The sequence below is a fragment of the Sulfitobacter sp. L-8 genome, from assembly GCF_056859255.1.
In genome coordinates this window covers 28,523-54,305 of record NZ_JBSXOD010000046.1, presented here as the reverse complement: position 1 = coordinate 54,305, position 25,783 = coordinate 28,523, and the positions used below count along the sequence as shown (strand labels likewise).

At 57.0% G+C, this 25,783-nt stretch carries 24 protein-coding genes and 1 tRNA gene; 17 read left to right on the top strand and 8 right to left on the bottom strand.

Annotated elements, in window-relative coordinates; translation table 11 throughout:
- Positions 1-13 precede the first annotated feature (13 nt).
- From AC13DE_RS09775 to AC13DE_RS09765, 3 genes are read left to right on the top strand one after another with little or no spacing between them, the layout of a single operon-like run.
- Positions 14-895 (top strand): manganese/iron ABC transporter ATP-binding protein, encoded by an 882-nt coding sequence (locus AC13DE_RS09775; protein ID WP_446297933.1) that lies wholly within the window; start codon positions 14-16, stop codon positions 893-895.
- The gene (locus AC13DE_RS09770; RefSeq protein ID WP_446297922.1) at positions 892-1,767 is read left to right on the top strand and encodes a metal ABC transporter permease; all 876 of its coding nucleotides are present in this window, start codon (positions 892-894) and stop codon (positions 1,765-1,767) included. The genes AC13DE_RS09775 and AC13DE_RS09770 overlap by 4 nt, the downstream gene beginning before the upstream one ends.
- Positions 1,764-2,618: a metal ABC transporter permease gene (locus AC13DE_RS09765; RefSeq protein ID WP_483047703.1), complete on the top strand. Its 855-nt coding sequence runs from the start codon at positions 1,764-1,766 to the stop codon at positions 2,616-2,618. The genes AC13DE_RS09770 and AC13DE_RS09765 overlap by 4 nt, the downstream gene beginning before the upstream one ends.
- Here the strand turns inward: AC13DE_RS09765 and AC13DE_RS09760 are convergent.
- From AC13DE_RS09760 to AC13DE_RS09750, 3 genes are read right to left on the bottom strand one after another with little or no spacing between them, the layout of a single operon-like run.
- A complete protein-coding gene (locus AC13DE_RS09760; protein WP_483047843.1) occupies positions 2,615-3,424 on the bottom strand; it encodes a carbohydrate ABC transporter permease in 810 nt (269 codons plus the stop codon). The genes AC13DE_RS09765 and AC13DE_RS09760 overlap by 4 nt on opposite strands.
- Positions 3,424-4,326, bottom strand: coding sequence for a carbohydrate ABC transporter permease (locus tag AC13DE_RS09755; protein WP_483047702.1), 903 nt, complete (start codon positions 4,324-4,326; stop codon positions 3,424-3,426). The genes AC13DE_RS09760 and AC13DE_RS09755 overlap by 1 nt, the downstream gene beginning before the upstream one ends.
- A 3-nt stretch (positions 4,327-4,329) precedes the next feature.
- Positions 4,330-5,085: a DeoR/GlpR family DNA-binding transcription regulator gene (locus tag AC13DE_RS09750; RefSeq protein WP_446297934.1), complete on the bottom strand. Its 756-nt coding sequence runs from the start codon at positions 5,083-5,085 to the stop codon at positions 4,330-4,332.
- 281 nt (positions 5,086-5,366) lie between these two features.
- Between AC13DE_RS09750 and glpD the strand changes: the two genes are divergently transcribed.
- From glpD to AC13DE_RS09700, 10 genes are all read left to right on the top strand, one after another.
- Positions 5,367-6,965, top strand: coding sequence for a glycerol-3-phosphate dehydrogenase (gene glpD, locus AC13DE_RS09745; protein ID WP_483047701.1), 1,599 nt, complete (start codon positions 5,367-5,369; stop codon positions 6,963-6,965).
- Positions 6,966-6,987: 22 nt separating this feature from the next.
- Positions 6,988-8,076 (top strand): ABC transporter ATP-binding protein, encoded by a 1,089-nt coding sequence (locus AC13DE_RS09740; protein WP_446297927.1) that lies wholly within the window; start codon positions 6,988-6,990, stop codon positions 8,074-8,076.
- Between the two features lie 15 nt (positions 8,077-8,091).
- On the top strand, positions 8,092-9,171 hold the full coding sequence (locus tag AC13DE_RS09735; RefSeq protein WP_483047700.1) for an ABC transporter ATP-binding protein: 1,080 nt from the start codon (positions 8,092-8,094) through the stop codon (positions 9,169-9,171).
- Positions 9,172-9,225: 54 nt separating this feature from the next.
- Positions 9,226-10,098 (top strand): carbohydrate ABC transporter permease, encoded by an 873-nt coding sequence (locus tag AC13DE_RS09730; protein ID WP_483047699.1) that lies wholly within the window; start codon positions 9,226-9,228, stop codon positions 10,096-10,098.
- Positions 10,098-10,937, top strand: coding sequence for a carbohydrate ABC transporter permease (locus AC13DE_RS09725; protein ID WP_483047698.1), 840 nt, complete (start codon positions 10,098-10,100; stop codon positions 10,935-10,937). Before AC13DE_RS09730 ends, AC13DE_RS09725 begins: the two co-directional genes overlap by 1 nt.
- A 24-nt stretch (positions 10,938-10,961) precedes the next feature.
- Positions 10,962-11,234: a DUF2160 domain-containing protein gene (locus AC13DE_RS09720; RefSeq protein ID WP_446314098.1), complete on the top strand. Its 273-nt coding sequence runs from the start codon at positions 10,962-10,964 to the stop codon at positions 11,232-11,234.
- A gap of 71 nt (positions 11,235-11,305) precedes the next feature.
- Entirely contained in the window at positions 11,306-13,027 is a 1,722-nt protein-coding gene (locus tag AC13DE_RS09715) for an ABC transporter substrate-binding protein (protein WP_446314097.1), read from the top strand.
- A gap of 152 nt (positions 13,028-13,179) precedes the next feature.
- The gene (glpK, locus tag AC13DE_RS09710) at positions 13,180-14,667 is read left to right on the top strand and encodes a glycerol kinase GlpK (RefSeq protein ID WP_483047697.1); all 1,488 of its coding nucleotides are present in this window, start codon (positions 13,180-13,182) and stop codon (positions 14,665-14,667) included.
- Between the two features lie 10 nt (positions 14,668-14,677).
- Positions 14,678-15,661 (top strand): class 1 fructose-bisphosphatase, encoded by a 984-nt coding sequence (locus AC13DE_RS09705; RefSeq protein ID WP_483047696.1) that lies wholly within the window; start codon positions 14,678-14,680, stop codon positions 15,659-15,661.
- 4 nt (positions 15,662-15,665) lie between these two features.
- Complete coding sequence (locus AC13DE_RS09700; RefSeq protein WP_483047842.1) at positions 15,666-16,811, top strand: iron-containing alcohol dehydrogenase; 1,146 nt, start codon at positions 15,666-15,668, stop codon at positions 16,809-16,811.
- Positions 16,812-17,186: 375 nt separating this feature from the next.
- Here AC13DE_RS09700 and AC13DE_RS09695 read toward each other — a convergent pair whose 3' ends face one another.
- The 3 genes from AC13DE_RS09695 to AC13DE_RS09685 form a co-directional block, all read right to left on the bottom strand.
- Entirely contained in the window at positions 17,187-17,474 is a 288-nt protein-coding gene (locus tag AC13DE_RS09695; protein ID WP_446314096.1) for an SH3 domain-containing protein, read from the bottom strand.
- 150 nt (positions 17,475-17,624) lie between these two features.
- Positions 17,625-17,885, bottom strand: a complete 261-nt coding sequence (locus AC13DE_RS09690) for a DUF6552 family protein (RefSeq protein ID WP_483047695.1) — start codon at positions 17,883-17,885, stop codon at positions 17,625-17,627.
- Positions 17,875-18,579 (bottom strand): SDR family oxidoreductase, encoded by a 705-nt coding sequence (locus tag AC13DE_RS09685; RefSeq protein WP_483047694.1) that lies wholly within the window; start codon positions 18,577-18,579, stop codon positions 17,875-17,877. Before AC13DE_RS09685 ends, AC13DE_RS09690 begins: the two co-directional genes overlap by 11 nt.
- A gap of 98 nt (positions 18,580-18,677) precedes the next feature.
- On the opposite strand from AC13DE_RS09685, the gene AC13DE_RS09680 reads away from it, so the two are divergent.
- Entirely contained in the window at positions 18,678-19,550 is an 873-nt protein-coding gene (locus tag AC13DE_RS09680; RefSeq protein WP_483047693.1) for a LysR substrate-binding domain-containing protein, read from the top strand.
- Between the two features lie 200 nt (positions 19,551-19,750).
- Here the strand turns inward: AC13DE_RS09680 and AC13DE_RS09675 are convergent.
- Positions 19,751-19,840: transfer RNA gene (locus AC13DE_RS09675), tRNA-Ser, on the bottom strand.
- 358 nt (positions 19,841-20,198) lie between these two features.
- Between AC13DE_RS09675 and AC13DE_RS09670 the strand changes: the two genes are divergently transcribed.
- Positions 20,199-21,539, top strand: coding sequence for an aspartate aminotransferase family protein (locus tag AC13DE_RS09670; protein WP_483047692.1), 1,341 nt, complete (start codon positions 20,199-20,201; stop codon positions 21,537-21,539).
- Positions 21,540-21,573: 34 nt separating this feature from the next.
- Here AC13DE_RS09670 and AC13DE_RS09665 read toward each other — a convergent pair whose 3' ends face one another.
- Positions 21,574-22,782 carry an ABC transporter ATP-binding protein gene (locus AC13DE_RS09665; protein ID WP_483047691.1) on the bottom strand — a complete coding sequence of 403 codons (1,209 nt, stop codon included), beginning with the start codon at positions 22,780-22,782 and terminating at the stop codon, positions 21,574-21,576.
- 209 nt (positions 22,783-22,991) lie between these two features.
- Between AC13DE_RS09665 and AC13DE_RS09660 the strand changes: the two genes are divergently transcribed.
- On the top strand, positions 22,992-24,887 hold the full coding sequence (locus tag AC13DE_RS09660) for a copper resistance system multicopper oxidase (RefSeq protein ID WP_446314090.1): 1,896 nt from the start codon (positions 22,992-22,994) through the stop codon (positions 24,885-24,887).
- Positions 24,888-24,915: 28 nt separating this feature from the next.
- The gene (locus AC13DE_RS09655; protein WP_483047690.1) at positions 24,916-25,668 is read left to right on the top strand and encodes a copper resistance protein B; all 753 of its coding nucleotides are present in this window, start codon (positions 24,916-24,918) and stop codon (positions 25,666-25,668) included.
- The last annotated feature ends 115 nt before the right edge of the window (positions 25,669-25,783 follow it).

The window sequence follows — 25,783 nt, the reverse complement described above, 5'->3', positions numbered from 1 at the left end:
GATCTTGGCAACCATGGCCGCAAAGACGACGGACCCGACTACTGACACCGGGGGCATTGTGGTCAGCAACGTGACCGTGACGTATCGAAACGGGCACACCGCGCTGTACGACGCAAGCTTTGACATTCCGCGCGGAACGATCACTGCGCTGGTCGGGGTGAACGGGGCGGGCAAGTCCACGCTGTTCAAGGCGATCATGGGCTTTGTGCCGGCAGCGCAAGGCGATATCACGTTGCTGGGAAAATCCGTGAAACAAGCACTGCGCGAAAACCTCGTGGCCTATGTGCCGCAATCCGAAGAGGTCGATTGGGCCTTTCCGGTGCTGGTTCAGGACGTGGTGATGATGGGGCGCTATGGTCACATGGGGTTTCTGCGTCGCCCAAAGGCTGCGGACCATGCGGCCGTCGCGGACGCTCTGCGTCGGGTGAATATGACAGACTATCGCCACCGACAGATCGGAGAGCTTTCAGGCGGCCAGCGCAAGCGGGTGTTTCTGGCCCGTGCTCTGGCCCAGGATGGCAAGGTGATCCTGCTTGACGAACCGTTCACCGGTGTCGACGTGAAGACCGAAGATCAGATTATCGGTCTGCTGCGCGAATTGCGGGATGAAGGCCGGGTCATGTTGGTGTCCACTCACAACCTCGGCTCAGTGCCCGAGTTCTGTGATCGGACCGTCCTGGTCAAGGGCACGGTGCTGGCCTATGGGCCAACCGAAACCGTCTTTACCCATGACAATCTGGAAAGCGCTTTCGGCGGCGTCCTGCGTCAATTCACCCTTGGCGGGACTGATTTGCACGATGACGATGACGGTCGGGAGCTCCGCATTATCACCGACGACGAACGTCCGTTCGTGCATTACGGGGAGCGCGTGACACCCCCCGAGGAAAACCCATGATCGACCAACTGATCGAGCCTTTCGCATATGGCTATATGTTCAACGCCATGTGGGTGTCGGCGATGGTCGGTGCAGTATGCGCGTTCATCTCGTGCTATCTCATGCTCAAGGGGTGGTCGCTTATCGGTGACGCGCTGAGCCACTCGGTCGTTCCGGGTGTTGCCGGCGCGTACATGCTGGGGCTACCCTTTGCACTTGGCGCATTTCTGGCCGGGGGGTTGGCCGCCGGAGCAATGCTGTTCCTGTCTGGGCGGTCCGGTCTGAAGATTGACGTCATCATCGGTATCATCTTTACGTCGTTCTTCGGTCTGGGCCTGTTCATGGTGTCGCTTTCGCCGATGTCAGTCAGCATCCAGACCATCATCATGGGAAATATCCTTGCCATCACCCCGCAGGATATTGTGCAGCTTACGATCATCGGGGCCATCTGTCTGACTGTGCTTTTGCTGAAGTGGAAAGATCTGATGGTCACCTTCTTCGACGAAAATCATGCGCGGTCGATCGGTTTGAAACCCGACCTGCTAAAGGCCGTGTTCTTCATGTTGCTTTCGGCGGCTGTCGTCGCCGCGATGATGACGGTGGGCGCGTTTCTGGTGATCGCGATGGTCGTGACGCCGGGTGCCACGGCCTATCTGTTGTGTGACAGGTTCCCAAGGCTGATCGTGGTATCGGTGGCAATCGGCACGCTTACCGGTTTCCTCGGGGCCTATGCCAGTTATTTTCTGGATGGTGCCACAGGGGGTGTCATCGTCACGATGCAAATGGTTCTGTTCCTGCTGGCCTTTGTCCTTGCCCCCAAGCACGGCGTGTTGGCGGCACGCCGCAAAGCAGCCGATACCCTGAAGTCCTTGCGCGATAAGGTGTCCTCATGATCGACACGTTGCTGTTTCCGTTTCAGTTTCCCTTCATGCAGAACGCGTTTTGGGTGGTGTTGCTGGTGGCCCCGCCTGCGGCGTTGTTGTCGTGCTTTCTTGTGCTCAAAGGGTGGGCGCTGATGGGGGATGCAGTCAGCCATGCGGTGCTGCCCGGCGTTGTATTGGCATGGATCACCGGAATCCCGTTGATCATCGGTGCATTTGCGGCCGGGATGTCCTGCGCATTGTTAACAGGCTATCTAAGCCATAACAGCCGGGTAAAGCAGGATACGGTTATGGGGGTCGTTTTCTCTGGCATGTTCGGGATCGGGATCATCATGTACACGTCGATCACGACCAATCAACACCTGGATCACGTCCTGTTTGGCAACATGCTGGGCGTCGGCCCCGACGACCTATGGACCACTGGCATAATCTCGGTCTTCGTTACGGGTGCCCTTGTGGTCAAGTGGAAAGACCTGCTGTTGCATGCGTTTGACCCTGCTCAGGCTCAGGCAAGCGGGCTGCACACCAAGACATTGCACTATGGGCTGCTGGCGGTTTTGTCCTTGACCATCGTGGCGACGTTGACAGCGACCGGTTTGATATTGGCGGTGGCGTTGCTCATTACCCCCGGGGCCATCGCCTTTCTGGTGGTGCGCAGCTTTGGGCGAATGTTGATCGTGTCTGTGGCCGTGTGCACAGCATCCATGTTCGCGGGTACCTATTTCAGCTTTTTCATCGACAGCGCGCCGGCTCCGACGATTGTGCTGATATTGACCGGCTTGTTTGTCATCGCGTTCATAAACCGCCTGGTGGTGACGCGCCGAATGTCGCGTCAGGCGATCGGCAGGGCAGATAGTCGCTAAATCTGACCGACCTTAAACCCCCGAGAAAGGTGGTTGCGCATCGCGAACAACAACACCGCACCGGGAAGCATCGAAACGAGGGTAAACGCCATGACCAACCCGATATCGGTCTGAAAACCAAACATCGCGCTTAGCGCCATACTGATCGGTTTGCCATTGGTCGTCGTTAAGATGCGGGCAAAGACGACCTCTACCCACGAAAACATGAAGCAGAAAAAAGCGGTCACCGCGATGCCCGGCGCGATTTGCGGCAGCAGAATTTTCCAAATGAAACGCGGGCGGGAATACCCATCCAGAAACGCGGTCTCGTCCATCTCTTTTGGCACAGCCGCTATGAATCCCTGCAATATCCATATCGAGACGGGCAAGTTGAACAAGGTATGCGCCAACGCGATGCCGAACACCGAATTCACGATCCCCAGCGTCGAAAACAGTTGAAAGACCGGCAGGGTCAGTACCACCGGTGGGGTGATCCGGAACGCGATAAAGCTGAAGAACAGATGTTTGTCACCGACGAAAGACAGGCGGGCAAAGGCATATGCTGCGGGCAGGGCCACCGGGATGGTCAGGGCGATATTGATAAGTACATAGGCGATGGAATTACCAAAGGCCGAACGCAAGGCGGGGTCTTTGATGATATTGGCAAAGTTGCGCAAGGTCGTGTCGCCGACAGTGACGCCCGGTCGGGGCAGGGTGACGATGAAACTGAGCGCCGTCATCTGTACCAACGGCAAAATCGTGAAGATCATGAACGCCAGCAACAGCACCAGCTTGCACCACGCCAGCGCCCGGTGGGGCACCCGCATCATACGCGTCCCGGCTGCGGGTCATCCAGCCCGGCCCGTGCTTTTACGAACAACCACGCAATCGTCAAAACGATCAGGAAATATAATACCGAACGCGCCGCTGATGGGCCGTAGTTAAAGGCCTTGATTTCTTCGCCCAGATCGATGGCCAGGAACAGGCTTGCGTCGTTGGGGCCACCGGCGTTGATGGGAAACGCCTCGGTGTAGATCATGAAGCTGTCCATGAAGCGCAGTAGAACCGCCATTAGCAAAACATGGAGCAATTTTGGTAGTTGAATATGCCGGAACACTTGCCACGGGCGCGCGCCGTCTATCGCCGCCGCCTGATAATACGGTGCCGGGATGGTGCTGAGGGCGGAATAGCTCAAGATCACCACGAGGCTTGTCCAATGCCATGTGTCCATGGCCAGGATCACGATCCATGTCAGTACGGTATAATCCTTCCATGCCACCGGCCAGCCATAGTGGGTAAGGAGCTGACCTAAAATACCCGTGTCGGCGTTCAGCAGGCTTAACCATAAGGCCGGGATCATATTCCACGGTACCAGCAACGGCAGGGACAGCACGGCCAAGGATAACCCCGCCCACAATCGCCGTTTGGGAATGCTCAGGGCGAGGGCGATGCCAAGCGGGATTTGTATACTTAGAACCAAAAGCGAGAATAAAGAGCTGCGGCCAAAGCTGGCCCAAAATCGCGATGACGTCACTAGGGCCTTGTACCATTCTGTTGCCACCCAGAACCGCGATTCCAACGTGAAAATCTCGAACAAGGAATAGTTGACGACGGTAATCAGCGGGATGAGCCCTACCACCCCCAGCACCACGACAGAGGGAAGCACATACACCCACCCGCCGCTGCTGGCGGGCTTTGTAGGATTAAATCCGCTGTGCCGCTGGGTCATCGGCTAGGCCGTTACCACTTCGGTTCCCCAACCGGCGCAATCGCCGCTTAACCCGTTCCGCAACGGCATATCGGTGAAAAGAATATTCACGTCCTTGAGTGAACAGATGGTCAATGGTGCCTTGCGTTGAAACTTCAGGTGATCGGCCACGACCATAACGGTGCGCGACCGTCCGATGGCAGTGCGGCTGACCAATACCTCTTGTCCATCAAAATCCAGCAGGTCGCCGTCCGCATCTATGGCAGAACATCCCAGTACGGAGAAATCGAACTTGAACTGCCGGACCATTTCCGCAGTCAGACCGCCGACCATTCCCCCATCTGCGCGGCGCAAAACACCCCCTGTCAGGATGATTTCGCAGCTTTGGTTGGATGCCAGAATATTGGCGATATTAAGATTGTTGGTCACCACCAACAGGTTGTCATGATCCAGCAGCTCGCGGGCCACGGCTTCTGTACTGGTGCCGATGTTCATGAAAACAGACGCGCCATGAGGGATGGCTTGGGCGCAACGACTTGCAATTGCCCGTTTGCCGTCTTCGTTAAGCCGGCGGCGTTCATCATAGACGATATTCACCACCCCCGACGGGATGACAGCACCACCGTGCACCCGTTCAAGGCGACCGCTGTCGGCCAATTCCGAAAGATCACGGCGGATGGTTTGTACGGTGACATTATAGATTTCTGCCAAACCATCGACAGTGACTTTCCCTTCCTTGCGCGCCAGCTCAAGTATCTCGCGTTGTCTGAAGTTTGACATCAATCCCCCCGTATCGGACCGCCGTCGACTGCGCTTTGGCCCGCCATAGAAGATCACAATCAACGTTACGTCATGCGCGTCAAGGCCGCGAATCGTGAAATTGGCCCAATTCTGCAGGTTCACGTGGGTAAACCGAAAGAAAAACCTGTTTGCATTCAAGGTAATAGCGAAAAGCGAAAGTAAACGAACATTCCTTCTTGAAATAATACGAGGCTTGGTGTCTTGTGACCAAACGCCACGGGCGGCTTTGTCCGGGCCGCTAATGATGTTGGGAGGCCTCATTGAGCCAGTCTGAAACACCAGAAACTGTTGACCTGTTCATCATCGGAGGCGGTATCAACGGGTGTGGTATCGCCCGTGATGCAGTCGGTCGCGGTTACAGTGTTCAACTGGCTGAAATGAACGATCTCGCCTCTGCGACGTCTTCGGCCTCGACCAAGCTGTTTCACGGTGGACTGCGCTATCTTGAATATTGGGAAATCAGGCTGGTACGCGAAGCGTTGATTGAACGCGAAACGCTTCTTAGGGCGATGCCGCATATTTCGTGGCCGATGCGATTTGTTTTGCCATATCATAGGGATATGCGGTTCGAGGGGGATACGCCGACCTCGAAGCTGCTAAGCGTGGTCATGCCGTGGATGAAAGGCCGACGCCCTGCCTGGCTGATCCGGCTGGGTCTGTTCATGTACGACAATCTGGGCGGCCGACAGATATTAAAGGGCACCACGTCGCTGAAATTGCACGGTACCCCCGAAGGGGAACCGTTGCAGGATCAATTTGAAAAAGCCTATGAATATTCCGATTGCTGGATCGAAGACAGTCGACTGGTGGTCTTGAACGCGCGCGATGCCCAGTCACGCGGTGCGAAGATCAACACCCGCACCAAGGTTGTATCCGCCGAACAGGTTGACGGGGCGTGGCAGATCACGCTGGAGCCCGCCACGGGCCCTCGGCGAATTGTGCGGGCGCGGATGTTGGTAAACGCGGGTGGCCCCTGGGTTGAGGACGTGATCCGCAACACGGTGCGCATCAACACGACCGAAGGTGTGCGGTTGGTACGGGGCAGCCACATTGTGACCCGAAAGCTTTACGATCATGACAAATGCTATTTCTTCCAGGGCGAAGACGGGCGGATCATATTTACCATACCTTATGAAACCGATTTCACGTTGATCGGCACCACCGACGCCGACCATGCAGATGTTCGGACGAAACCGGTCTGCACACCGGAAGAACAATCGTATCTGGTTAACTTCGCATCACAGTACCTCAAGACACCGATCACGACCGACGACATTGTCTGGACTTACTCGGGGGTGCGACCGCTTTATAATGATGGTGCCAGTTCCGCCACCGCAGCGACCCGTGATTATGTTCTCAAGGTTGATCAATCGGCAGGTGCGCCTGTCCTGAATGTCTTTGGTGGCAAAATCACCACCTATCGACGCCTGGCGGAAACGGCGCTCCAAAAAATCGAGCCGTTTTTTGGCAAGAACGACAAACCCTGGACTGCCGGGGTTGCTCTGCCCGGCGGGGATTTCCCTGTTGACGGGGCTCACGCCTTAAAAGACCGCCTGCGTGACTCATATCCGTTCCTGAGCGTACGTTGGGCGGACCGGCTGATCAAAGCCTACGGCAACGAAGCCTTTGATATGTTGGGGGACGCCAAGACCGCTGAGGACTTGGGGCGCGATTTCGGGGCGACGTTGACCGAGCGCGAAGTGAAATGGATGGTCCGAAATGAGTTCGCGCATACCGCAAATGATATCGTTTGGCGCAGATCAAAATTGGGTCTACGCCTGAGCGCACAGGAAATAGCTGAACTGGACGCTTGGCTGACCGAAAATGCCGCCGCGCCGTCACAGAAATACGCCGTCTGAAACGGCGAACAGGGAGACTGAAATGTCATTGCTTTTAGAGGGTGTGTCGAAGGTCGTGAACGGCCAGACACATATCCACCCGACAGATCTTGAGCTCCGGTCCGGAACGATGAATGTGCTTTTGGGGCCGACATCTTCGGGCAAGACTTCGCTTATGCGGTTGATGGCGGGGTTGGATGTGCCGAACCGGGGCAAGGTCATCTGGAATGGTCAGGATGTCACGGGCATGCGGGTGCAGGACCGTGGTGTGGCGATGGTTTACCAACAGTTCATCAATTATCCCTCGATGACGGTCTACAACAACATTGCAAGCCCGATGCGCCTGTTGGGGAAATCCAAGACCGAGATCGACCACGCCGTGCGCAAAGCCGCTGATTTGATGCAGCTTTCCGGGATGCTGGACCGTAAACCGCTTGAGCTTTCCGGGGGCCAGCAACAGCGCTGTGCGCTGGCTCGGGCGCTGGTCAAGGATGCGGGGCTGGTGCTGCTGGATGAACCTCTGGCGAACCTCGATTACAAACTGCGCGAAGAGTTGCGCGCCGAAATTCCGAAAATTTTTGAAGAAGCCGGGTCGATCTTTGTCTACGCCACCACCGAACCGGAAGAGGCGTTGTTGCTGGGCGGATATACGGCGACCTTGTGGGAGGGTCGGGTAACGCAATTTGGCCTGACACCGGTTGTGTATCGCCAGCCGGTTGATGCGACAACGGCACGGGTTTTCTCCGACCCTCCGATGAATTTTCTTAATGTCCGCAAATCAGGGGATAACCTGGTTCTTGATGACGGCCAGACAACGGCGGCATTCGGGGGGTTCAAGGGGCTTTCAGACGGGAAATATGTTGCAGGCTTCAGGCCTAACCACCTTGAACTGGCACGAAAGTCCTCGGATGCGTTGGAATTTTCCGGAAAGCTGAATGTGACCGAGATCACGGGGTCAGAGACATTCATCCACCTGGATCACCATGGCGAGAACTGGGTGGGGCTGGTTCACGGCGTAAAAAATCTTCAGATCGGAGCGCCGCTCAAAGTCTATCTTGACCCCAGACATGTCTATATATTTGCGGAAGACGGCACATCAGTCGCCGCCGCATCCTACGCAATTGCGGCCTGAGGGGGACCTGAACTCATGGCAAAAATAACCCTCGACAATCTGGCGCATTCATATCTGCCCAACCCCAAGGGCGAAGATGATTTCGCGTTGAAAGAGCTGAACCACGACTGGGTGGACGGTGAGGCCTACGCGCTGCTCGGGGCGTCGGGTTGTGGAAAATCCACGTTGCTAAACATCATTTCGGGCCTGCTGCATCCCAGCCAAGGGCGCATCCTGTTCAACGACCGTGATGTCACCCATGAGCCCACGACCCAGCGAAACATCGCGCAGGTTTTTCAGTTTCCGGTTGTTTACGACACGATGACTGTCCGTGATAATCTGGCGTTCCCCCTGCGCAACAGGGGTGCCGATGCTGCCTATGTTGCCGAGCGCGTTCAGCAAATTGCCACGATGATCGGCATGGAAGACATGCTGAACCGCAAGGCGCGCGGGCTGACGGCGGACGCCAAGCAGAAGATATCGCTCGGGCGGGGGATGGTGCGTGAGGACGTGAACGCGCTGCTGTTTGACGAGCCGCTGACCGTGATCGACCCCCATATGAAGTGGGAGCTGCGCACGCAGCTGAAATCGCTTCACCATGAATTCGGTCACACGATGATCTATGTGACCCACGACCAGACCGAGGCACTGACTTTCGCTGATAAGGTTGTCGTCATGTATGACGGCCGCGTGGTGCAGATGGGCACACCCCAAGAACTGTTCGAGACGCCGCAGCATACTTTTGTCGGCTATTTCATCGGCTCACCGGGCATGAACGTGCTGGATGCATCCGTGCAGGGCGACAAGGCAGTGATCGACGGGACCGAAATCTCGCTTGGGCAGGGATTCGGGACCCCGACAGGCAAAGTAGAAGTCGGCGTGCGGCCAGAATTTACGACGCTTGCATCCGGCGATGTCGGGCTGCCGGTCACTGTCAAGCGGGTCGAAGACGTAGGGCGACACAAGATTGTGCGCACTGACTTCAAGGGGACTGCAATCAACGTGATAGCCGAAGAAGGTGCCGAGATTTCACCCGATATGAACCGCATTGTTTTCGATCCTGCGGGCGTAAACGTCTATTCAAACAGCTGGCGCGTCGCGCCGCAGGGGGCCTGAGATGAGGCATGCACTTTCTTCCGCCGTCCTGACCCCTGCTGAAAGGACCGTGTCATGAACAAGACCGTCAATCAAAAAGCATGGCTTCTTGTGCTGCCCGTGCTGCTGCTTGTGGCTTTTTCCGCCGTTATCCCGCTGATGACTGTGGTGAATTATTCGGTGCAGGATACATTCGGAAAAAACCAGTTTTTCTGGGCGGGCCTTGAGTGGTTCCGCGAGATGATCTCCTCTGAACGGATGTGGGATGCCTTGGGGCGGCAGGTCGCATTTTCGGCAATCATCCTTGCCATCGAAATTCCGCTGGGGATCTTTGTCGCGCTTAACATGCCGAAAAGGGGGTTTTGGGCATCGCTTTGTCTTGTGCTGATGTCGCTGCCTTTGCTGATCCCGTGGAACGTGGTGGGCACCATCTGGCAGATCTTCGGCCGCGTCGATATCGGGCTTTTGGGTTATACGTTGGCGGCACTGGGCATCGACTATAACTACACCCAAGATTTTTATGCGGCTTGGGTAACTGTTATCATCATGGACGTCTGGCACTGGACGTCACTGGTTGCCTTGCTGGCATACGCCGGTCTGCAATCCATCCCCGATGCCTATTATCAGGCGGCCAAGATCGACCAGGCGAGCCGCTGGAAAGTCTTCCGCTATATCGAGCTGCCCAAGATGATGGGCGTGCTGATGATCGCGATCCTGCTGCGGTTTATGGACAGCTTCATGATCTACACCGAACCGTTCGTCGTGACGGGCGGGGGGCCTGGTAACTCTACCACGTTCCTGTCGATCGATCTGGTCAAGATGGCCCTCGGACAGTTTGACCTTGGCCCTGCGGCGGCGTTCTCGATCATGTATTATCTAGTGATCCTGCTGATCTCCTATGTGTTCTACACCGTGATGACGAACCTTGATAAAAGGGATGGCCACTGATGTCTGATCTTGCACAAAAACGTGGGTTTGCCCTGCCTGGGTTCAAGGGCAACGCGATTGTCATGGCGCTCTATCTGCTGTTCTTGCTGCTGCCGATCTATTGGCTGCTGAACATGAGCCTCAAGACCAACACAGAGATCCTCAACAGTTTTACCCTGTGGCCGCGTGATCTGACGTTCGACAACTACGTGACGATCCTCACGGATGCATCGTGGTATTCGGGCTATCTGAACTCGATGGCCTATGTGGTGATGAACATGGTGATCTCGCTCGCTGTGGCGCTGCCGGCGGCCTATGCCTTTTCGCGCTACAGCTTCATGGGTGACAAGCACCTGTTCTTTTGGCTGCTGACCAACCGGATGGCCCCGCCTGCGGTTTTTGCGCTGCCATTCTTCCAGCTCTATAGCTCGGTCGGGTTGTTCGATACGCATATCGCCGTGGCGCTGGCGCATGCACTTTTCAATGTGCCGCTGGCGGTCTGGATCCTCGAGGGGTTCATGCGCGGCGTCCCGAAAGAGATCGACGAGACCGCCTATATCGACGGCTACAGCTTTCCCCGGTTCTTTATCCGTATCTTCACGCCGCTGGTGGCATCCGGGATCGGGGTGACCGCATTCTTCCTGTTCATGTTCAGCTGGGTCGAACTTCTGCTGAGCCGTACGTTGACCAGTGTGAACGCCAAGCCGATTGCCGCCACCATGACCCGCACCGTCGGTGCCGCCGGGATCGACTGGGGTGTGCTGGCCGCGGCAGGGGTGCTCACAATCGTGCCTGGGGCGTTGGTGATCTATTTCGTGCGCAACTACATCGCCAAAGGCTTTGCCTTGGGCCGCGTTTAACAAAGAAAGACCGGAGGAAACATTATGGACTGGATGGCTTGGACTTGGCCCACCGCCGCTTTCTTTGGGATCATCGCGGTGACGCTGATCACCTTTACGATCCTTGCAATCAAATTCCCCGAAGTGCCGCGCGCCGGTATACTGGGGATGGAAACGACGCGCGGTGACCGGTTGTTCATCACGCTTCTGGGCTCGGCCTTTATCAATCTGGCTTGGCTCGGGCTGCTAAATGCGCCCCAATGGGGGGCATTGGTTGTCTGCCTTTTCTATGCCATCGCGGTTTTCCGCTGGGTCTAGGAAAGGAAAATAAGGGGGGCCGGCCTGCAAGAACCGGACCTCTCAAATGTTCAATTCTAGGGAGGAACATCATGAACTTGCGCTTAAAGGGAACGACTGCGATCGGGCTTGCGGCTTGCATGTTTGCCGCACCTGCGTTCGCCGACATGGAGGCCGCAAAGGCTTTCCTTGATAAGGAAATCGGCGATCTGTCCGCGCTGTCGCGGGAAGACCAGGAAGCCGAACTGCAGTTCTTTATCGACGCTGCAAAACCGTTTGAAGGCATGTCGATCAACGTCGTGTCCGAGACAATCGGCACGCACACCTACGAATCTACCGTTCTGGCTCCGGCTTTCGAAGCGATCACCGGCATCAAGGTCACTCATGACCTGATCGGCGAAGGTGACGTTGTTGAAAAGTTGCAGACACAAATGCAGTCGGGCGAGAACATCTATGACGCCTATATCAACGATTCCGACCTGATCGGGACGCACTGGCGCTATCAGCAAGCCCGCAATCTGACCGACTGGATGGAGGGCGATGGCAAAGCCGTGACCAACCCCGGTCTCGACCTTGAAGACTTCATCGGCCTGTCCTTCACCACCGGTCCCGATGGCAAGGTCTACCAACTGCCCGACCAGCAGTTCGCGAACCTGTACTGGTTCCGCTACGATTGGTTCAACGACGAACAGAACAAGGCTGACTTCAAAGAGAAATATGGCTACGATCTGGGTGTACCGGTCAACTGGTCGGCATACGAGGACATCGCCGAATTCTTCACCGGTCGCGACCTGTCGCGTCTTGGCGTCGAAGGCGAAGTCTTTGGCAACATGGACTACGGCAAGAAAGACCCGTCGCTTGGCTGGCGCTACACCGATGCGTGGCTGTCGATGGCCGGTGCCGGTGATGTAGGCGAACCAAACGGACTGCCCGTCGATGAATGGGGCATCCGCGTCAACGAAAACTCGCAGCCTGTGGGCTCTTGCGTTGCGCGTGGCGGTGCCACAAACGGGCCGGCAGCAGTCTATGCCGTGACCAAGGCGATCGAATGGCTGCAAAAGTACTCGCCTCCGGCGGCTGCGGGTATGACCTTCTCTGAGGCGGGCCCAATTCCGGCGCAGGGCAACGTGGCCCAGCAGATGTTCTGGTACACCGCGTTCACCGCCGCGTCGGTAGAGCCGGGTTTGCCTGTGATGAACGAAGATGGCACGCCAAAGTGGCGCATGGCACCTTCGCCACACGGTGCATATTGGACCGAAGGCACCAAGATCGGGTATCAGGATGCCGGATCGTGGACGCTGATGAAATCCACGCCGGTTGATCGTGCACAGGCGGCCTGGCTCTATGCTCAGTTCGTCACCTCCAAAACTGTGGACGTCAAGAAAAGCCACGTTGGCCTGACCTTCATTCGTGAATCGACGATCCAGCATGAAAGCTTTACAGAGCGTGCGCCGAAACTGGGTGGTCTGGTCGAATTCTACCGCTCACCAGCACGGGTTCAGTGGTCGCCAACCGGCACCAACGTGCCTGACTATCCAAAGCTGGCGCAGCTGTGGTGGCAGAACATCGGCGACGCAATGTCCGGTGCAAAGACCCCTCAGGAAGCGTTGGACGCACTTTGCGCCGATCAGGAAAAGGTCATGATCCGGCTTGAGCGCGCAGGCGTTCAGGGCGACATCGGCCCCAAGATGAACGAAGAGCGTGATCCATCCTATTGGCTGGAGCAGCCCGGTTCGCCGAAGCCAAAGTTGGAAAACGAGGACGAAGAGCCAAAGACGATCGCTTATGACGAGCTGATCAAATCCTGGCAGTAAGCCGATCGTCCGGGGCCGGATATCTGGCCCCGGACTTTTCATCTTTCACCATCTTTTTCACCCTTCACTGATGACCGGGCCATCTGGTCGGGCCTGCTGTCCCTTGATATGCTGGGCCGCAGTTGACGCTTACTATTTTACGGGGGCCGCGCATGACGTACATCCTTGCCATCGACCAGGGCACCACCTCCACTCGGGCGATCCTCTATGACGGCGCGATGAAGTCCGTTGCCAGCGCCCAGGAAGAATTCCCCCAGCATTTCCCCCAGTCCGGCTGGGTTGAACACGATCCCGATGATCTGTGGCGCACCACGCAGGCGACCTGCCGCGGGGCGATCGACAAGGCAGGGATCACGGCGGGCGATATCGCCGCCATCGGCATCACCAACCAGCGCGAGACTGTTGTGGTCTGGGACAAGCAAACCGGCCGTCCGATCTATAACGCCATCGTCTGGCAGGACCGCCGCACCGCCAGCCAGTGTAGCGCCCTGCGCGATGCGGGCCACGAAGAGATGTTCACCGACCGCACCGGCCTGCTGCTGGACCCGTATTTCTCGGGCACCAAGCTGGCGTGGATATTGGACAACGTCGAAGGTGCGCGCGACCGTGCCGCCAAGGGCGAGCTGCTGTTCGGCACCGTCGATTGCTTTTTGATCTGGAAGCTCACCGGCGGGGCGTCGCATGCGACAGACGCCACCAACGCCGCGCGCACCATGCTGTATGATATCCGCAAGGGCCGGTGGAGCCGTTCGATCTGTGACCTGCTCGACATACCGATGGAGATGTTGCCAGAGGTCAAGAACTGCGCCGATGATTTCGGCCATACCGATCCCGATATTCTGGGCGCTGCCGTGCCGATCCACGGGGTCGCGGGCGACCAGCAGGCGGCCACGGTGGGGCAGGCGTGTTTCGAGCCGGGGATGCTGAAATCCACCTACGGCACGGGCTGTTTCGCGCTGATGAACACAGGCGACACGCCGGTGCGGTCGGAAAACCGGTTGCTCACGACCATTGCCTATCAGTTCGACGGCAAGCCGACCTATGCGCTGGAAGGGTCGATCTTTGTCGCGGGGGCCGTGGTGCAATGGCTGCGAGATGGTTTACGGATCATTCAGGATTCGGCCGAGACGCAAGGGCTGGCCGAACAGGCGGACCCGCATCAGAACGTGGTACTGGTGCCGGCCTTTGTCGGGCTGGGTGCGCCATACTGGAACCCCGATTGTCGCGGCGCGGTCTTTGGTCTGACCCGCGGCACGGGGCCCGCCGAAATGGCCCGCGCGGCGCTGGAAAGCGTCGGCTACCAGACGCGCGATCTGCTCGAAGCGATGGCCGCCGACTGGAAAGTCGATGGCGTGCAGCCCACCTTGCGCGTCGATGGCGGCATGTCTGCCAGCGACTGGACCATGCAATTCCTATCCGACATCATCGCCGCGCCCGTTGACCGGCCCACGGTGCATGAAACCACCGCCCTCGGGGTCGCGTGGCTTGCGGGGATGCACGCGGGCGTTTATCCTGATCAGGAACAGTTCGCGAAATCGTGGACACAGGAAACCCAATTCACGCCGAAAATGGACGATGACCAGCGCAACGCGAAATACGCGCTCTGGAAAAAGGCCGTTGACGCGACCCTGAATTTTTAAGGACACCTTTATGACCGCTCCCACACTTCGCCGGTATCTGACCCAAAACAGCTTTGACCCCGATCTGGTGTTTCTGCTGGAAGACATCGCCTCGGCGTCGCGACTGATCGCCGGTCTCGTGCGTCGTGGTGCCTTCGAGGGCAACCTTGGTGCCGCCGGAGAGATCAACGTGCAGGGCGAGGCGCAAAAGACGCTCGATATCATGGCCAATGACGTGTTCGAGCGTGAGTGTGCCAACAGCCCGCGGCTGGCAGCACTTGTGTCGGAAGAGGTGGAAGAGGTCACTTGGCTGAAAGAGCCGCAAAAGGGCGACTACCTGCTGTATTTCGATCCGCTGGACGGGTCGTCAAACCTTGATGTGAACCTGTCGGTGGGGTCGATCTTTTCGGTCATGCAGGTGCAGGCCGATGGCGACCGCAACGTGCTGCACAACGGGCGCAACCAGATTTGCGCGGGCTATGCGATCTACGGTCCCTCGACCATGTTTGTGGTCACCAAGGGCGACGAGGTGGCGGGCTTCAGCAGCGATCCGGACACTGGCGAATTCAGCTTGACGCACCCCAAGATGACCGTGCCGGCCGAGACCTCGGAATATGCGATCAACACCTCGCGCGCACGCTATTGGTATGCGCCCGTCAGCCGCTATGTGGACGAGGCCGTCGCGGGCAAGGAAGGGCCCCGTGGCCGGTCGTTCAACATGCGCTGGACCGCGTCCATGGTCGCGGATGTGCACCGTATCCTCACGCGTGGCGGCGTCTTTCTGTACCCCGCTGACAACAACAACCAGAAAACCGGCGGCAAGCTGCGTCTGATGTACGAGGCGAACCCGATGGCGATGGTGATCGAAGCGGCAGGCGGTGCTGCGTCGACAGGGCAGGGCGCGATCATGGACGTCGCCCCCACGGCACCGCACCAGCGCGTTCCGGTGATCCTTGGCTCGCGCGACGAGGTTGCCGTGCTTGACAGCTACCACAAAGACGCCACTGACAGCTAAGCCGATGTTTTCGTTCTTTAGCCCCCAGGCACTGTATTTCGGGCGCGGGCAAGCTGCGCAGGCCGCGGCGTTGGCCGCAGGTTTTGGCCATCGTGTGCTTATCGTCCATGGGTCGAACCCAGCCCGTGCCGCTTGGTTGATCGAAAGCTGTATTGATACTGGATTGGACGTGCAAACCCAGGGCTGTCCGGAAGAACCAAGCTTGCCTGCGATTGAAGGTGCATTGGCGTGTCTGAAACAGCAATCGTTTGATGTGGTCGTCGGTCTGGGTGGCGGATCGGTCATCGACTTTGCGAAGGCGCTCGCCGCCTTGATCCCCTGCGATGGCACGCCGCTTGACTACCTTGAAGGGGTGGGCGGGGGCCAGCCGCTGCCGTGCGCGCCCATACCGATGATTGCCGTACCAACGACCGCTGGAACCGGTGCGGAGGTCACCAAGAACGCCGTGATTACCGTGCCGACCCATAACGTCAAGGTCAGCCTGCGCGACCCGCGTATGATCCCCGATATCGCCATCGTCGATGCCGCGCTGATGGAGGGTGCCCCGCGTCGGGTGATCCTCGCGGCGGCGCTGGATGCGATTACTCAGGTCATTGAACCATACGTATCGTCGAAATCCAATCCGATGACCGATGCCCTGTGCCGCGCTGCAATTCCTGTGGGCTTGTCGGCCCTGCGAGACGTGGTCGAAAACGGGACCCCCAAAGCGTGGGACGATATGGCGTGGGTAAGCACTTGCGGGGGCTTGGCCCTGGCCAATGCGGGACTAGGCGCGGTGCATGGATTTGCCGGAGTAATCGGCGGTTTGACCGGGGCACCGCACGGCGAGATATGCGGTGCCTTGCTGCCTGCCGTACTGGCATCCCACCTGCGCAAGGCCAGGCCCGGTTCCGAAACTTATCGTCGCCTGGATTTCATATTGACCGAACTCGATCATCAATTCGCAACAACCAGTGCACCCGGTTCTGGCCTGAAGGCGCTTGACGCCTGGTCGCGGCAAATGGGTCTGCGCAGCCTCGGCGCGCTCGGGGTGGGGGAGGCTTTGCATGCCCAGATCGCCAAGGCCGCTGGAACGGCTTCGTCGATGAAGGCAAACCCGTTCGCCTTATCCCAAGCCGAACTGATCGAGATTTTGTCTGACGCCCAGTGACGCCAGACATTTACCGTAACGGCACCGTTGTGACCCTACATGCATAAAAGGTGCCCGAAGGTCGCCGGTTTAAATAAGGCAAAGAGCCGTGCACCTCTCGCGTCGGTGCGCCCGGATTTTCCCGTGTGCATGGGGTTGCGTGCCCCCGGTACAAATGCCGCGGCGTTAGACACAAGCGTCAATGCGGTCTTTTGTGTATAGGGATGAAGTCAGGCGAGGCCCGTCACTTCAACCCATCGCGGCCCCACAGCCGACAGGTCTTGGGAGGGCTGGAAGCTACCGCTGAGGTCGAACTGCGCCGTTCGCCTTGCAGTGACCAATATTATTTGCCCCGACCGATGTGGGTAAACACAGCGCGGCATCCATAGGTCCAGGTTAACGTGACGAAAGATAATCGGCCGACACATAGCCCGTGATTTGAGGTGCGGCGGTAAGCGAGACACGGCACCACAATTGACCTATTTCGGTGACACAGTCCCGGCGATTCAGCGCGGTTCCGTCCGGCAGGCCCAAGATAACGCTAAATCCAAGCCCCGGACCTGCGCGCAGCTTCAGCAATTCGTCTGGGCCGGTACCTACGACCAAAGTGCGGTCGGCGGCAATGTTGCTGCAACCTGACGCGAGCATGAAAGTCAAAATTACCGAAATGGTGCTGCGCTGCATGATTTAACCTCGTTCGTTTTCCTATCAATAGACCTGTTTCAAACCGAAGCCTAGCAATCTTCGCCGCACCTGCGGCTTGTGTCGAACATTGCTGTCTTGCGTAATTGGGGCCTGATCGACGCGGTGCTGCGCCCTGTCTTGATGTTCGCCCTATGACGGTGGTGCGATGGTCATTCCCGCGATCATCGCGCCGAGTGCGACAAGGTGGACCAGCATTAACGCCTTGTCATTCCACAAGGCACCAACAGCAAACCACCCCAATACGCCGATCAAAAACAGATAGAGGTTCCATGGCGTCCATCGGAAGCCCGTAGCGGTGTAGCCCATGATCTGGATGATCGAAGCGCCCCATTTAACCCCGAAAACCAAGCGGTCCAATCGTGGGCGTCCAATGGTGATATCAGACGGCACGGGTCAGACCCCCGTCGATACGCAGGTTTTGCCCAGTGATGTAGCCGCCCCCTTCAGAGGCGAGAAACGAAATCACCGATGAGACCTCTTGCGTCTGCCCATAGCGCTGCATCGGAATGCGCGCCTTGCGATCCTCGGTTTCCGGAAGGCTGTCAATGAAACCGGGCAGCACATTGTTCATGCGAATGTTGTCAGCGGCATATTTGTCGGAATAAAGCTTGGTGAAAGCTGCAAGGCCCGCCCGGAATACGCCCGAAGTCGGGAAGAGCGGGTCAGGCTCGAACGCCGCAAATGTCGAAATGTTGATGATAGTACCGCCGTTCTGCGCCTGCATCACGGGGGTGACCAACCGTGTCGGGCGGATAACGTTCATCAAATAGACTTCCATGCCCATGTGCCAATCATCGTCCGAAATCTCCAGCACCGGCCCTTTGGGGCCATGGCCAGCGGAATTGATCAGCGCGTCCACCCGACCCCAACGTTCCATGGCACCTTGCACCAATGCGGAAATGTCTTCGGGACTGGTATTGGAACCTGTGACGCCAAAGCCCCCCAGCTCGACGCCAAGCGCCTCGCCTTTCCCCGACGATGAGAGGATACCAACCTTAAATCCGTCTGCGGCTAATCGACGGGCGGCGTCTGCCCCCATGCCACTCCCGCCTGCGGTGATGAGCGCTACTTTTTCTACTGACATTGTTCTCTCCGTTTGTGTGTTGGCGTATAAGTGCTATACGTGGGGTGATGTTCTGCCTGAGAATTGATGTGTCGTGCCTGTAGGAATACTATTGTCATATGTCCCAACTTCCTCCTCTCAACGGACTACGCGCTTTTGACGTGGCTGGTAGGCTTCTGAATTTTCGTGCCGCTGCGGATGAACTGGGCGTCACTCAAGGTGCGGTCGCCCAACAGGTGCGTCAGCTTGAGACGTATTTGGGTGTGCCACTATTCGAAAGGCTGCCCAAAGGGTTGGCTTTCACTTCAGCAGGGCGGAGCTATCACGTAACCATCGGTGCCGCGTTCGACGCGCTCCGTAGGGCAACCGATCAACTGAGACCGGAACCTGGCAAAGTGCTTGTCAGTGTCACGCCAACATTCGCCGCCAAATGGTTGATCCCTAGCTTGCCGGACCTATCGGCCAAACACCCCGATATCGATCTGCGCATTATGGCAACAGAAAAGGTTTCGAGCTTTCACAGCGACGGGATTGACCTTGCTGTAAGGCAGGGAAAACCACCCTTCGGTGCTTCCCTCAATGCTCATCTTCTGTTTCGTCAGGAAATTATCGCCGTGGCGGCACCAAGCCTTGTTGAAAAGTATGCTTTGCCTGCCACGTCACACGCCATCGCATCGATGCCCAAGGTTCACGACGCGCATGATCTGTGGCCGGAATTTCTGGGATTGTTACAAGTCGAGGATAGGGGAGGTCGCGGACTGCGCCTTAGTCAGACATCCTTGGCCGTGGATGCCGCGATCTTTGGTCAAGGTGTTGCTTTGGTTAGCCGTTTTCTGGTGGCGACAGAGCTTGAAGCCAAGCGATTGCTCCAGATCACACCACTTACCCTCTCGGGCGAGCAGGATTTTTATCTGCTTGCCAAGCGACAATCCAAGCAGAATGCCGCGATCGATGCTGTGGTGACGTGGTTCCTGGAACGGGCTGAAAATTAGATATTTCCTAGCCTTCGACGACCCCATTACCGCCCGTCCCAGCGTGCCGGCACAGCGTCTGCGGCTCTCGATACCCGTGCCCCCGCTCTCAAAGCGTTCAAAGAACCCTAAAGGGGCGAGACACGTTTAGAAAAAAAAAGGGCGAGATCAAAGCGATTACGCCTTGTTTATGTGGCGGTTTTTTTGATCGATTGGGAAAGTGGCGGAGACGAAGGGATTCGAACCCTCGAGACCCTTCCGGGCCTACTCCCTTAGCAGGGGAGCGCCTTCGACCACTCGGCCACATCTCCGCTGACGCGTATAGCCAAGCAAACCTAGGTAGTACAAGACGAAAAAACCTTTTTTTGAAATTAGCCGTCCGGTGACAAACCCTGATATCCGGCGACGTTTACCGATCATGCGCCCCATCTGGCGCAGATTGCGCAATTGATCACACTGGGCGTCGCCGTATTGTCCTTTTCGGGCAACTGTTCCTGGAGATTTTTTGATGAACCCCACGGGCAGGTGGGTTGCGAAGTTCTCGGAAAAGTCGAACACCGAAATCAGCGTCCTTTTAATGTTCAGCTTATGATAAATTTGCCTTACCGATGGCACGAAACCTGCCTATGCTTGGCGTAAACTTACCTAGCCCTTCGAGAGATCCCCGTCATGAATCAGTGCTCCAGTCACGTATTCCCACGTCATTGCCACGTCGACCTACCACAAGCGGTCGGCGGCGAGGGTTGCTATCTCATCGCGGCGGATGGCAAGCGTTATTTCGACGGGTCGGGGGGGGCCGCGGTGTCTTGCCTTGGTCATTCCAACCAACGTGTGCGCGACGCGGTGAAAACGCAGATGGATCAGCTTGCATTTGCGCATACCAGCTTTTTCACCTCTGAACCGGCCGAGCAACTTGCCGATCTGTTGATTGCGAATGCGCCGGGAAATCTGGACCGGGTGTATTTCGTTTCAGGTGGCTCTGAGGCTGTGGAAAGCGCGATCAAACTCGCGCGTCAGTATCACGTCGAGCGCGGCGAACCGCAACGCCGACACCTTATCGCACGTCGCCAAAGTTACCACGGCAACACCATCGGGGCACTGTCTGCGGGTGGCAACGCTTGGCGGCGACAACAATTCGCACCATTGTTGGTCGAGGTGAGCCATATAGCACCCTGCTATGAATATGCCGAGCGTCGACCGGATGAGAGCCTCGAGGCTTATGGAGAGCGCGTCGCGAATGAGCTTGAGGCGGAAATTCTCCGGTTGGGAGAAGATAGCGTCATGGCGTTTATTGCCGAACCGGTGGTGGGGGCCACGCTGGGGGCCGTGCCGGCGGTCGCAGGGTATTTTAAGCGTATCCGCGAGATTTGTGATCGTTACGGGGTGTTGCTGATACTCGATGAAGTCATGTGTGGCATGGGCCGAACCGGGCATCTGTTTGCCTGTGACGCAGAAGATGTCGCGCCGGATATATTGTGTATCGCCAAGGGATTGGGTGCAGGGTATCAGCCGATAGGTGCGATGCTGTGCTCTGAAGAAGTGTATAATACGATCGCCGAAGGCACCGGCTTTTTCCAACATGGGCATACTTATATCGGCCACCCGGTAGCGGCTGCCGCAGGTCTTGCCGTGGTGTCGGAACTGCTGGAACGGGACCTTGTTGCGCAGGTTCAAACCAAAGGAGACTATCTGCACGAGGCTTTGAATGCCCGGTTTGGTGACCACGCCAACATCGGCGATATTCGGGGGCGCGGACTGTTTCGCGGTTTGGAATTCGTGGCCGACCGCGACACCAAGGAACCCTTGGACCCGGGGCTGGGTCTGGCAGGGAAGCTCAAAAAAGCGGCGTTTGCCGAAGGGCTGATCTGCTATCCGATGCCCGGTACACGCGATGGCCGTAAAGGCGACCACATTTTGCTCGCTCCGCCGTTTATCGCGACTGAGAAAGAACTGGACGAGATGGTCGAGAGACTATCCCGCGCTGTCGACACTGTGATGGCGGCAGTTTGAAACGCCCCGAACCGCCGGCTATTCCAGCCTCGGCTTAGCCCGCGGCTGCTTTGGTTTGCGCGGTATTTGGACGCGAGCTTATTCCTAGGAATTCGTCGATACCTTCGTATCGGATCCTGACATCCTCGCGGGTTTGGTAATATCGAAACAGTTCGCTCAGGGGCGCGGAGAAATCTTTGTACGCAGCGATGACCGCCACCAGTGCACCGAGGGTCAGCTTGCCATTGATCACAAGATAGCCCCCGATGGCATAGAAGAAGAATGGCGTAAGAGCAGACAGGAAGTTATTGAGGCTCTTGGCAAAAAACTTTGCGCGATGGATGCTGAGCCGGATACGCTCCATTTCCTTCAGGCTGGTTCCCACCGCCTTTGACGGGCCGGAGGGCAGTTCAGACGACCCCGATTGGTACCCAAGTTGACCGCTCAGATTGCGCACCTCGATCATCCTGCTTCGTGCAAGTACGTTTACCTTTCGTTGCAGCCTGGGGATAAGCGCAAGTTGAAGCGGAAGCAGTGTAATCGCCGCAGCCCCCAAATAAGGGTCCTGCAAGAACATGAACGTAAGGATGGTAAGAAATGTGCCGCCCTGAAACACCGGCAGGGCGAAAGCCTCGGCGGCGAAGCCACCGATCGGTTCGACTTCTTGGGTAACGATCGGGATAACCTCGGATCGCTGCTCGGTGCCTGACCCTGATCTCCAACGGTAGTATATCTCGAGCCGGAGCCGCCGCAAAAGCCGTTCACCGACTTTTCCTTTGTAGACGTTCAGGCTGAATTTCATCAGCCCGCTTATGATGATCGCGAACAGGTACAGCCCGCACAGAAAGAACAGATGTTCGGTTTGACTAAGCTTTATTCCGAAAATGATCGTCGTATGTTCCGGCCCGTCGATAGCCCTGTTGATGATGCGCTTTGGAAGCTCGAGCGTCATGTAAAGCACCGGCAACGAGATCAGCCCCAGTATCACAAGATAAAGCTGATCGCGTCGGGTATGGCGAAAGATAAGCTGAAAGACCGAAGTGGGAAGTCCCGATTGCGTCAGGGCGTTTGCCTTTTTCAAAAAACGGCGGGCGAATCTTAGAACAGCTCTCACGCCGCCCAACAATAAAACTAGAAAAAGAGCAAGCGGGGCCCAGAGAAGGACAACGTGAAACAATGCATAAAAAGCAGACGATGTATCACCCGGAATTTCATGGCCAAGCTGGGTACTGATCCAATTCAATACATCGGTGAGCGCTTGCATATCGGCTTCCGTTCTGGCTAAATATGGTGACGCGAGGTCTTAGTGCTTCGCATTGCCGACTACAAGGCGCACAACGACGCATTTCGGTTGACCTTTCGATTGGGTCGAAAACTTTTCACAACCTTCCAGTTATAGAACCCGTTTACTGAAATATGCTTTAGGCGTAGCCGGTAGGCCTAAGCAGATTTCATTTTAGCGAAGGAATGGCGATGTCGAGTGATAAGCTGACGTTTTTAAATAGACGAGGGTTTGTGTCCGGGGCATTGGGGTTAGGGTCAGCAGCCTTGCTTCAGAACGTAATATCGAGCGAAGCGCAGGCAGCGGGTGCGCCCGCGGAAAAGTCACCGGGTGTATACGACCTGACGATTGCAAAAACGCGCGTCAAAGTGGGCGGTAAAAACGGCCGCGGCGTGACAGTTAACGGTGGCATCCCTGGCCCGCTTCTCCGTTTCAGGGAAGGCGACGACGTCACGATCAACGTGCGCAATACCCTAAGCGAAGATACGTCCATTCACTGGCACGGTGTGATCTTGCCAAACGCGATGGACGGGGTCCCCAAGGTGACTTTTCCCGGCATCAAGCCGGGACAGACATTTACATACCGCATTCCCATTCGCCAAAGCGGTACATACTGGTACCACAGCCATTCGGGATTGCAGGAACAATCGGGTCATTATGGTCCATTGGTCATTGATCCGATCCGCCCCGATCCCTTTAAGTACCAACGCGACTATGTCGTCATGCTGTCGGACTGGACGTTCGAAAACCCGTACAGTGTCCTGCGCAAGATCAAGACGATGGGGTCGTACTATAACTTTCAAAAACAGACCGTCGTCGACTTCATGAACGATATCCGGAAAAACGGTGCCCGCGCGACCTTTGCCGACCGTATGCGGTGGGGCGCGATGCGGATGGATCCGACAGATATCGCGGATGTCACCGGCGCGACTTATCACTATCTGATGAACGGTATGACTGGTGCAGAGAACTGGACCGGGCTGTTCCGGTCTGGCGAGAAGATCCGCCTGCGCTTCATCAACGGGTCGGCGATGACCTATTTCGATGTGCGTATCCCCGGCCTGAAGATGACGGTCGTCGCGGCCGATGGTCAGAACGTAAAACCGGTGCGTGTCGACGAATTCCGCATTGGCGTTGCCGAAACATTTGACGTGATTGTCGAACCTGACAGCAACAAGGCCTATACGGTATTTGCCGAAACGATGGACCGCAGCGGTTTTGCGCGCGGGACACTGGCCCCGCAGATGGGGATGCAGGCAGGCATCCCGGCACGCCGTGTTCGCCCGGTCAGAACCATGGCCGACATGGGGATGATGCCCGGTGGCATGTCGATGGACGGTATGAACGAAATGCCCATGCAGAATATGACCGGTGCAAGCATGGATATGCAATCGGCTGGCAATATGGACATGAGCGGCATGAAGTCGATGCCCGCCCACGATATGTCCGGCATGGCTAAAGGCATGAAAATGCCATCCGCTGGAATGAAAAACATGAAAGGCAAAAAGCCTGTGCCAGCCGGGGAAATGGCTGGAATGGCGATGCCGTCCAAACCCGCGGGCAAATCCTATAAGCACGGACCGGACAAGCACCTGCCAGGCAGTGCTATGGTGTCGATGTACGCCACCGATCAGACCGACAACCCCGGAATCGGCCTGGGGCAAGATGGTCGTCGGGTGCTTGCCTACAGCGATTTGCGCAGGCTTGTCCCATACGAAGACAAGCGCAAGCCATCGCGTGAGATCGAACTGCACCTGACCGGGGTCATGGAACGGTACATGTGGTCGTTTGATGGCAAGAAGTTCTCGGAAGTGAACGGGCCGATCCAGTTCCGCTACGGGGAGCGGCTGCGCTTGGTTCTCAGAAACGACACGATGATGGAACACCCCATTCACCTGCACGGCATGTGGATGGAACTGGAAAACGGGCAGGGGCAACATTTGCCCCGCAAGCACACGGTCAACGTCAAACCTGCCGAACGTGTTTCTGTTCTGGTGACGGCCGATGCGCCTGGAAACTGGGCGTTCCACTGCCATCTTCTCTATCATCTCGAAATGGGAATGTTCCGCGTTGTCACGGTTTCCTGAAAGAATGAGGATTTCAAAAGTGCGAAATATGAAAACTAGAAGCGGTCGGAATTTGGTGTTCTCGGTTCTGTGTCTTGGACTTTTGGGCGCGTTTTCCGCGGCCGGGTCCGCAGATGCGCAGGTAATGGACGACGTATCCTTTGGCACCGTTACCGTCGATCAGCTTGAGCTGAGAAACAACAAATCAGGATCAAATACCATCAACTGGGATATCCAGGGCTGGTATGGGGGCGACCGCGACAAATTCTGGGTCAAAACCGAAGGGGAAAGCAGCACGAATTCCAACAAGGAAGGCGAAGCGGAATTGCAGTTGCTTTACAGCCGCATGGTTGCGCCGTTCTGGGATATGCAATTTGGTGTGCGTCAGGATTTGAAATTCGGCCCCGGTCCCAATGCCACGCGTACCTACGCGGTGGTGGGTTTCCAAGGGCTCGCGCCCTATTGGTTCGAGGCGGAGCCAGCGATTTTCATCAGTGACAAAGGCAACGTCGCTGCCCGGTTCCAAGGGACGTATGATCTGTTGTTTACCCAAAGGCTCATTGCGCAAGGGCGGTTTGAAACCATGGCCGCCACAAAGGCCGACCCCGAATTCGACATAGGCTCGGGGCTGAACAATGTTGGTGTCGGCCTCCGTCTACGCTACGAGATCTCCCGACAGTTTGCACCTTATGTAGGGGTCTCGTGGAAACGTTCTTTCGGAAATACGGCTGATCTCGCTCGGGCTGCTGGCAACAATGTTGACAATACGTCGGTGAACGTCGGTATCCGCATGCGCTTTTGACACGCATCGCAGTCAACGGGTGCCGTGTTTCCAGTTGTCCTGTGTGCACCGTACTCCATGAATACCCGGTACCCCTGGATGAAAGTCCAGGGGTTTTTCTTTGGGGATCTGACCC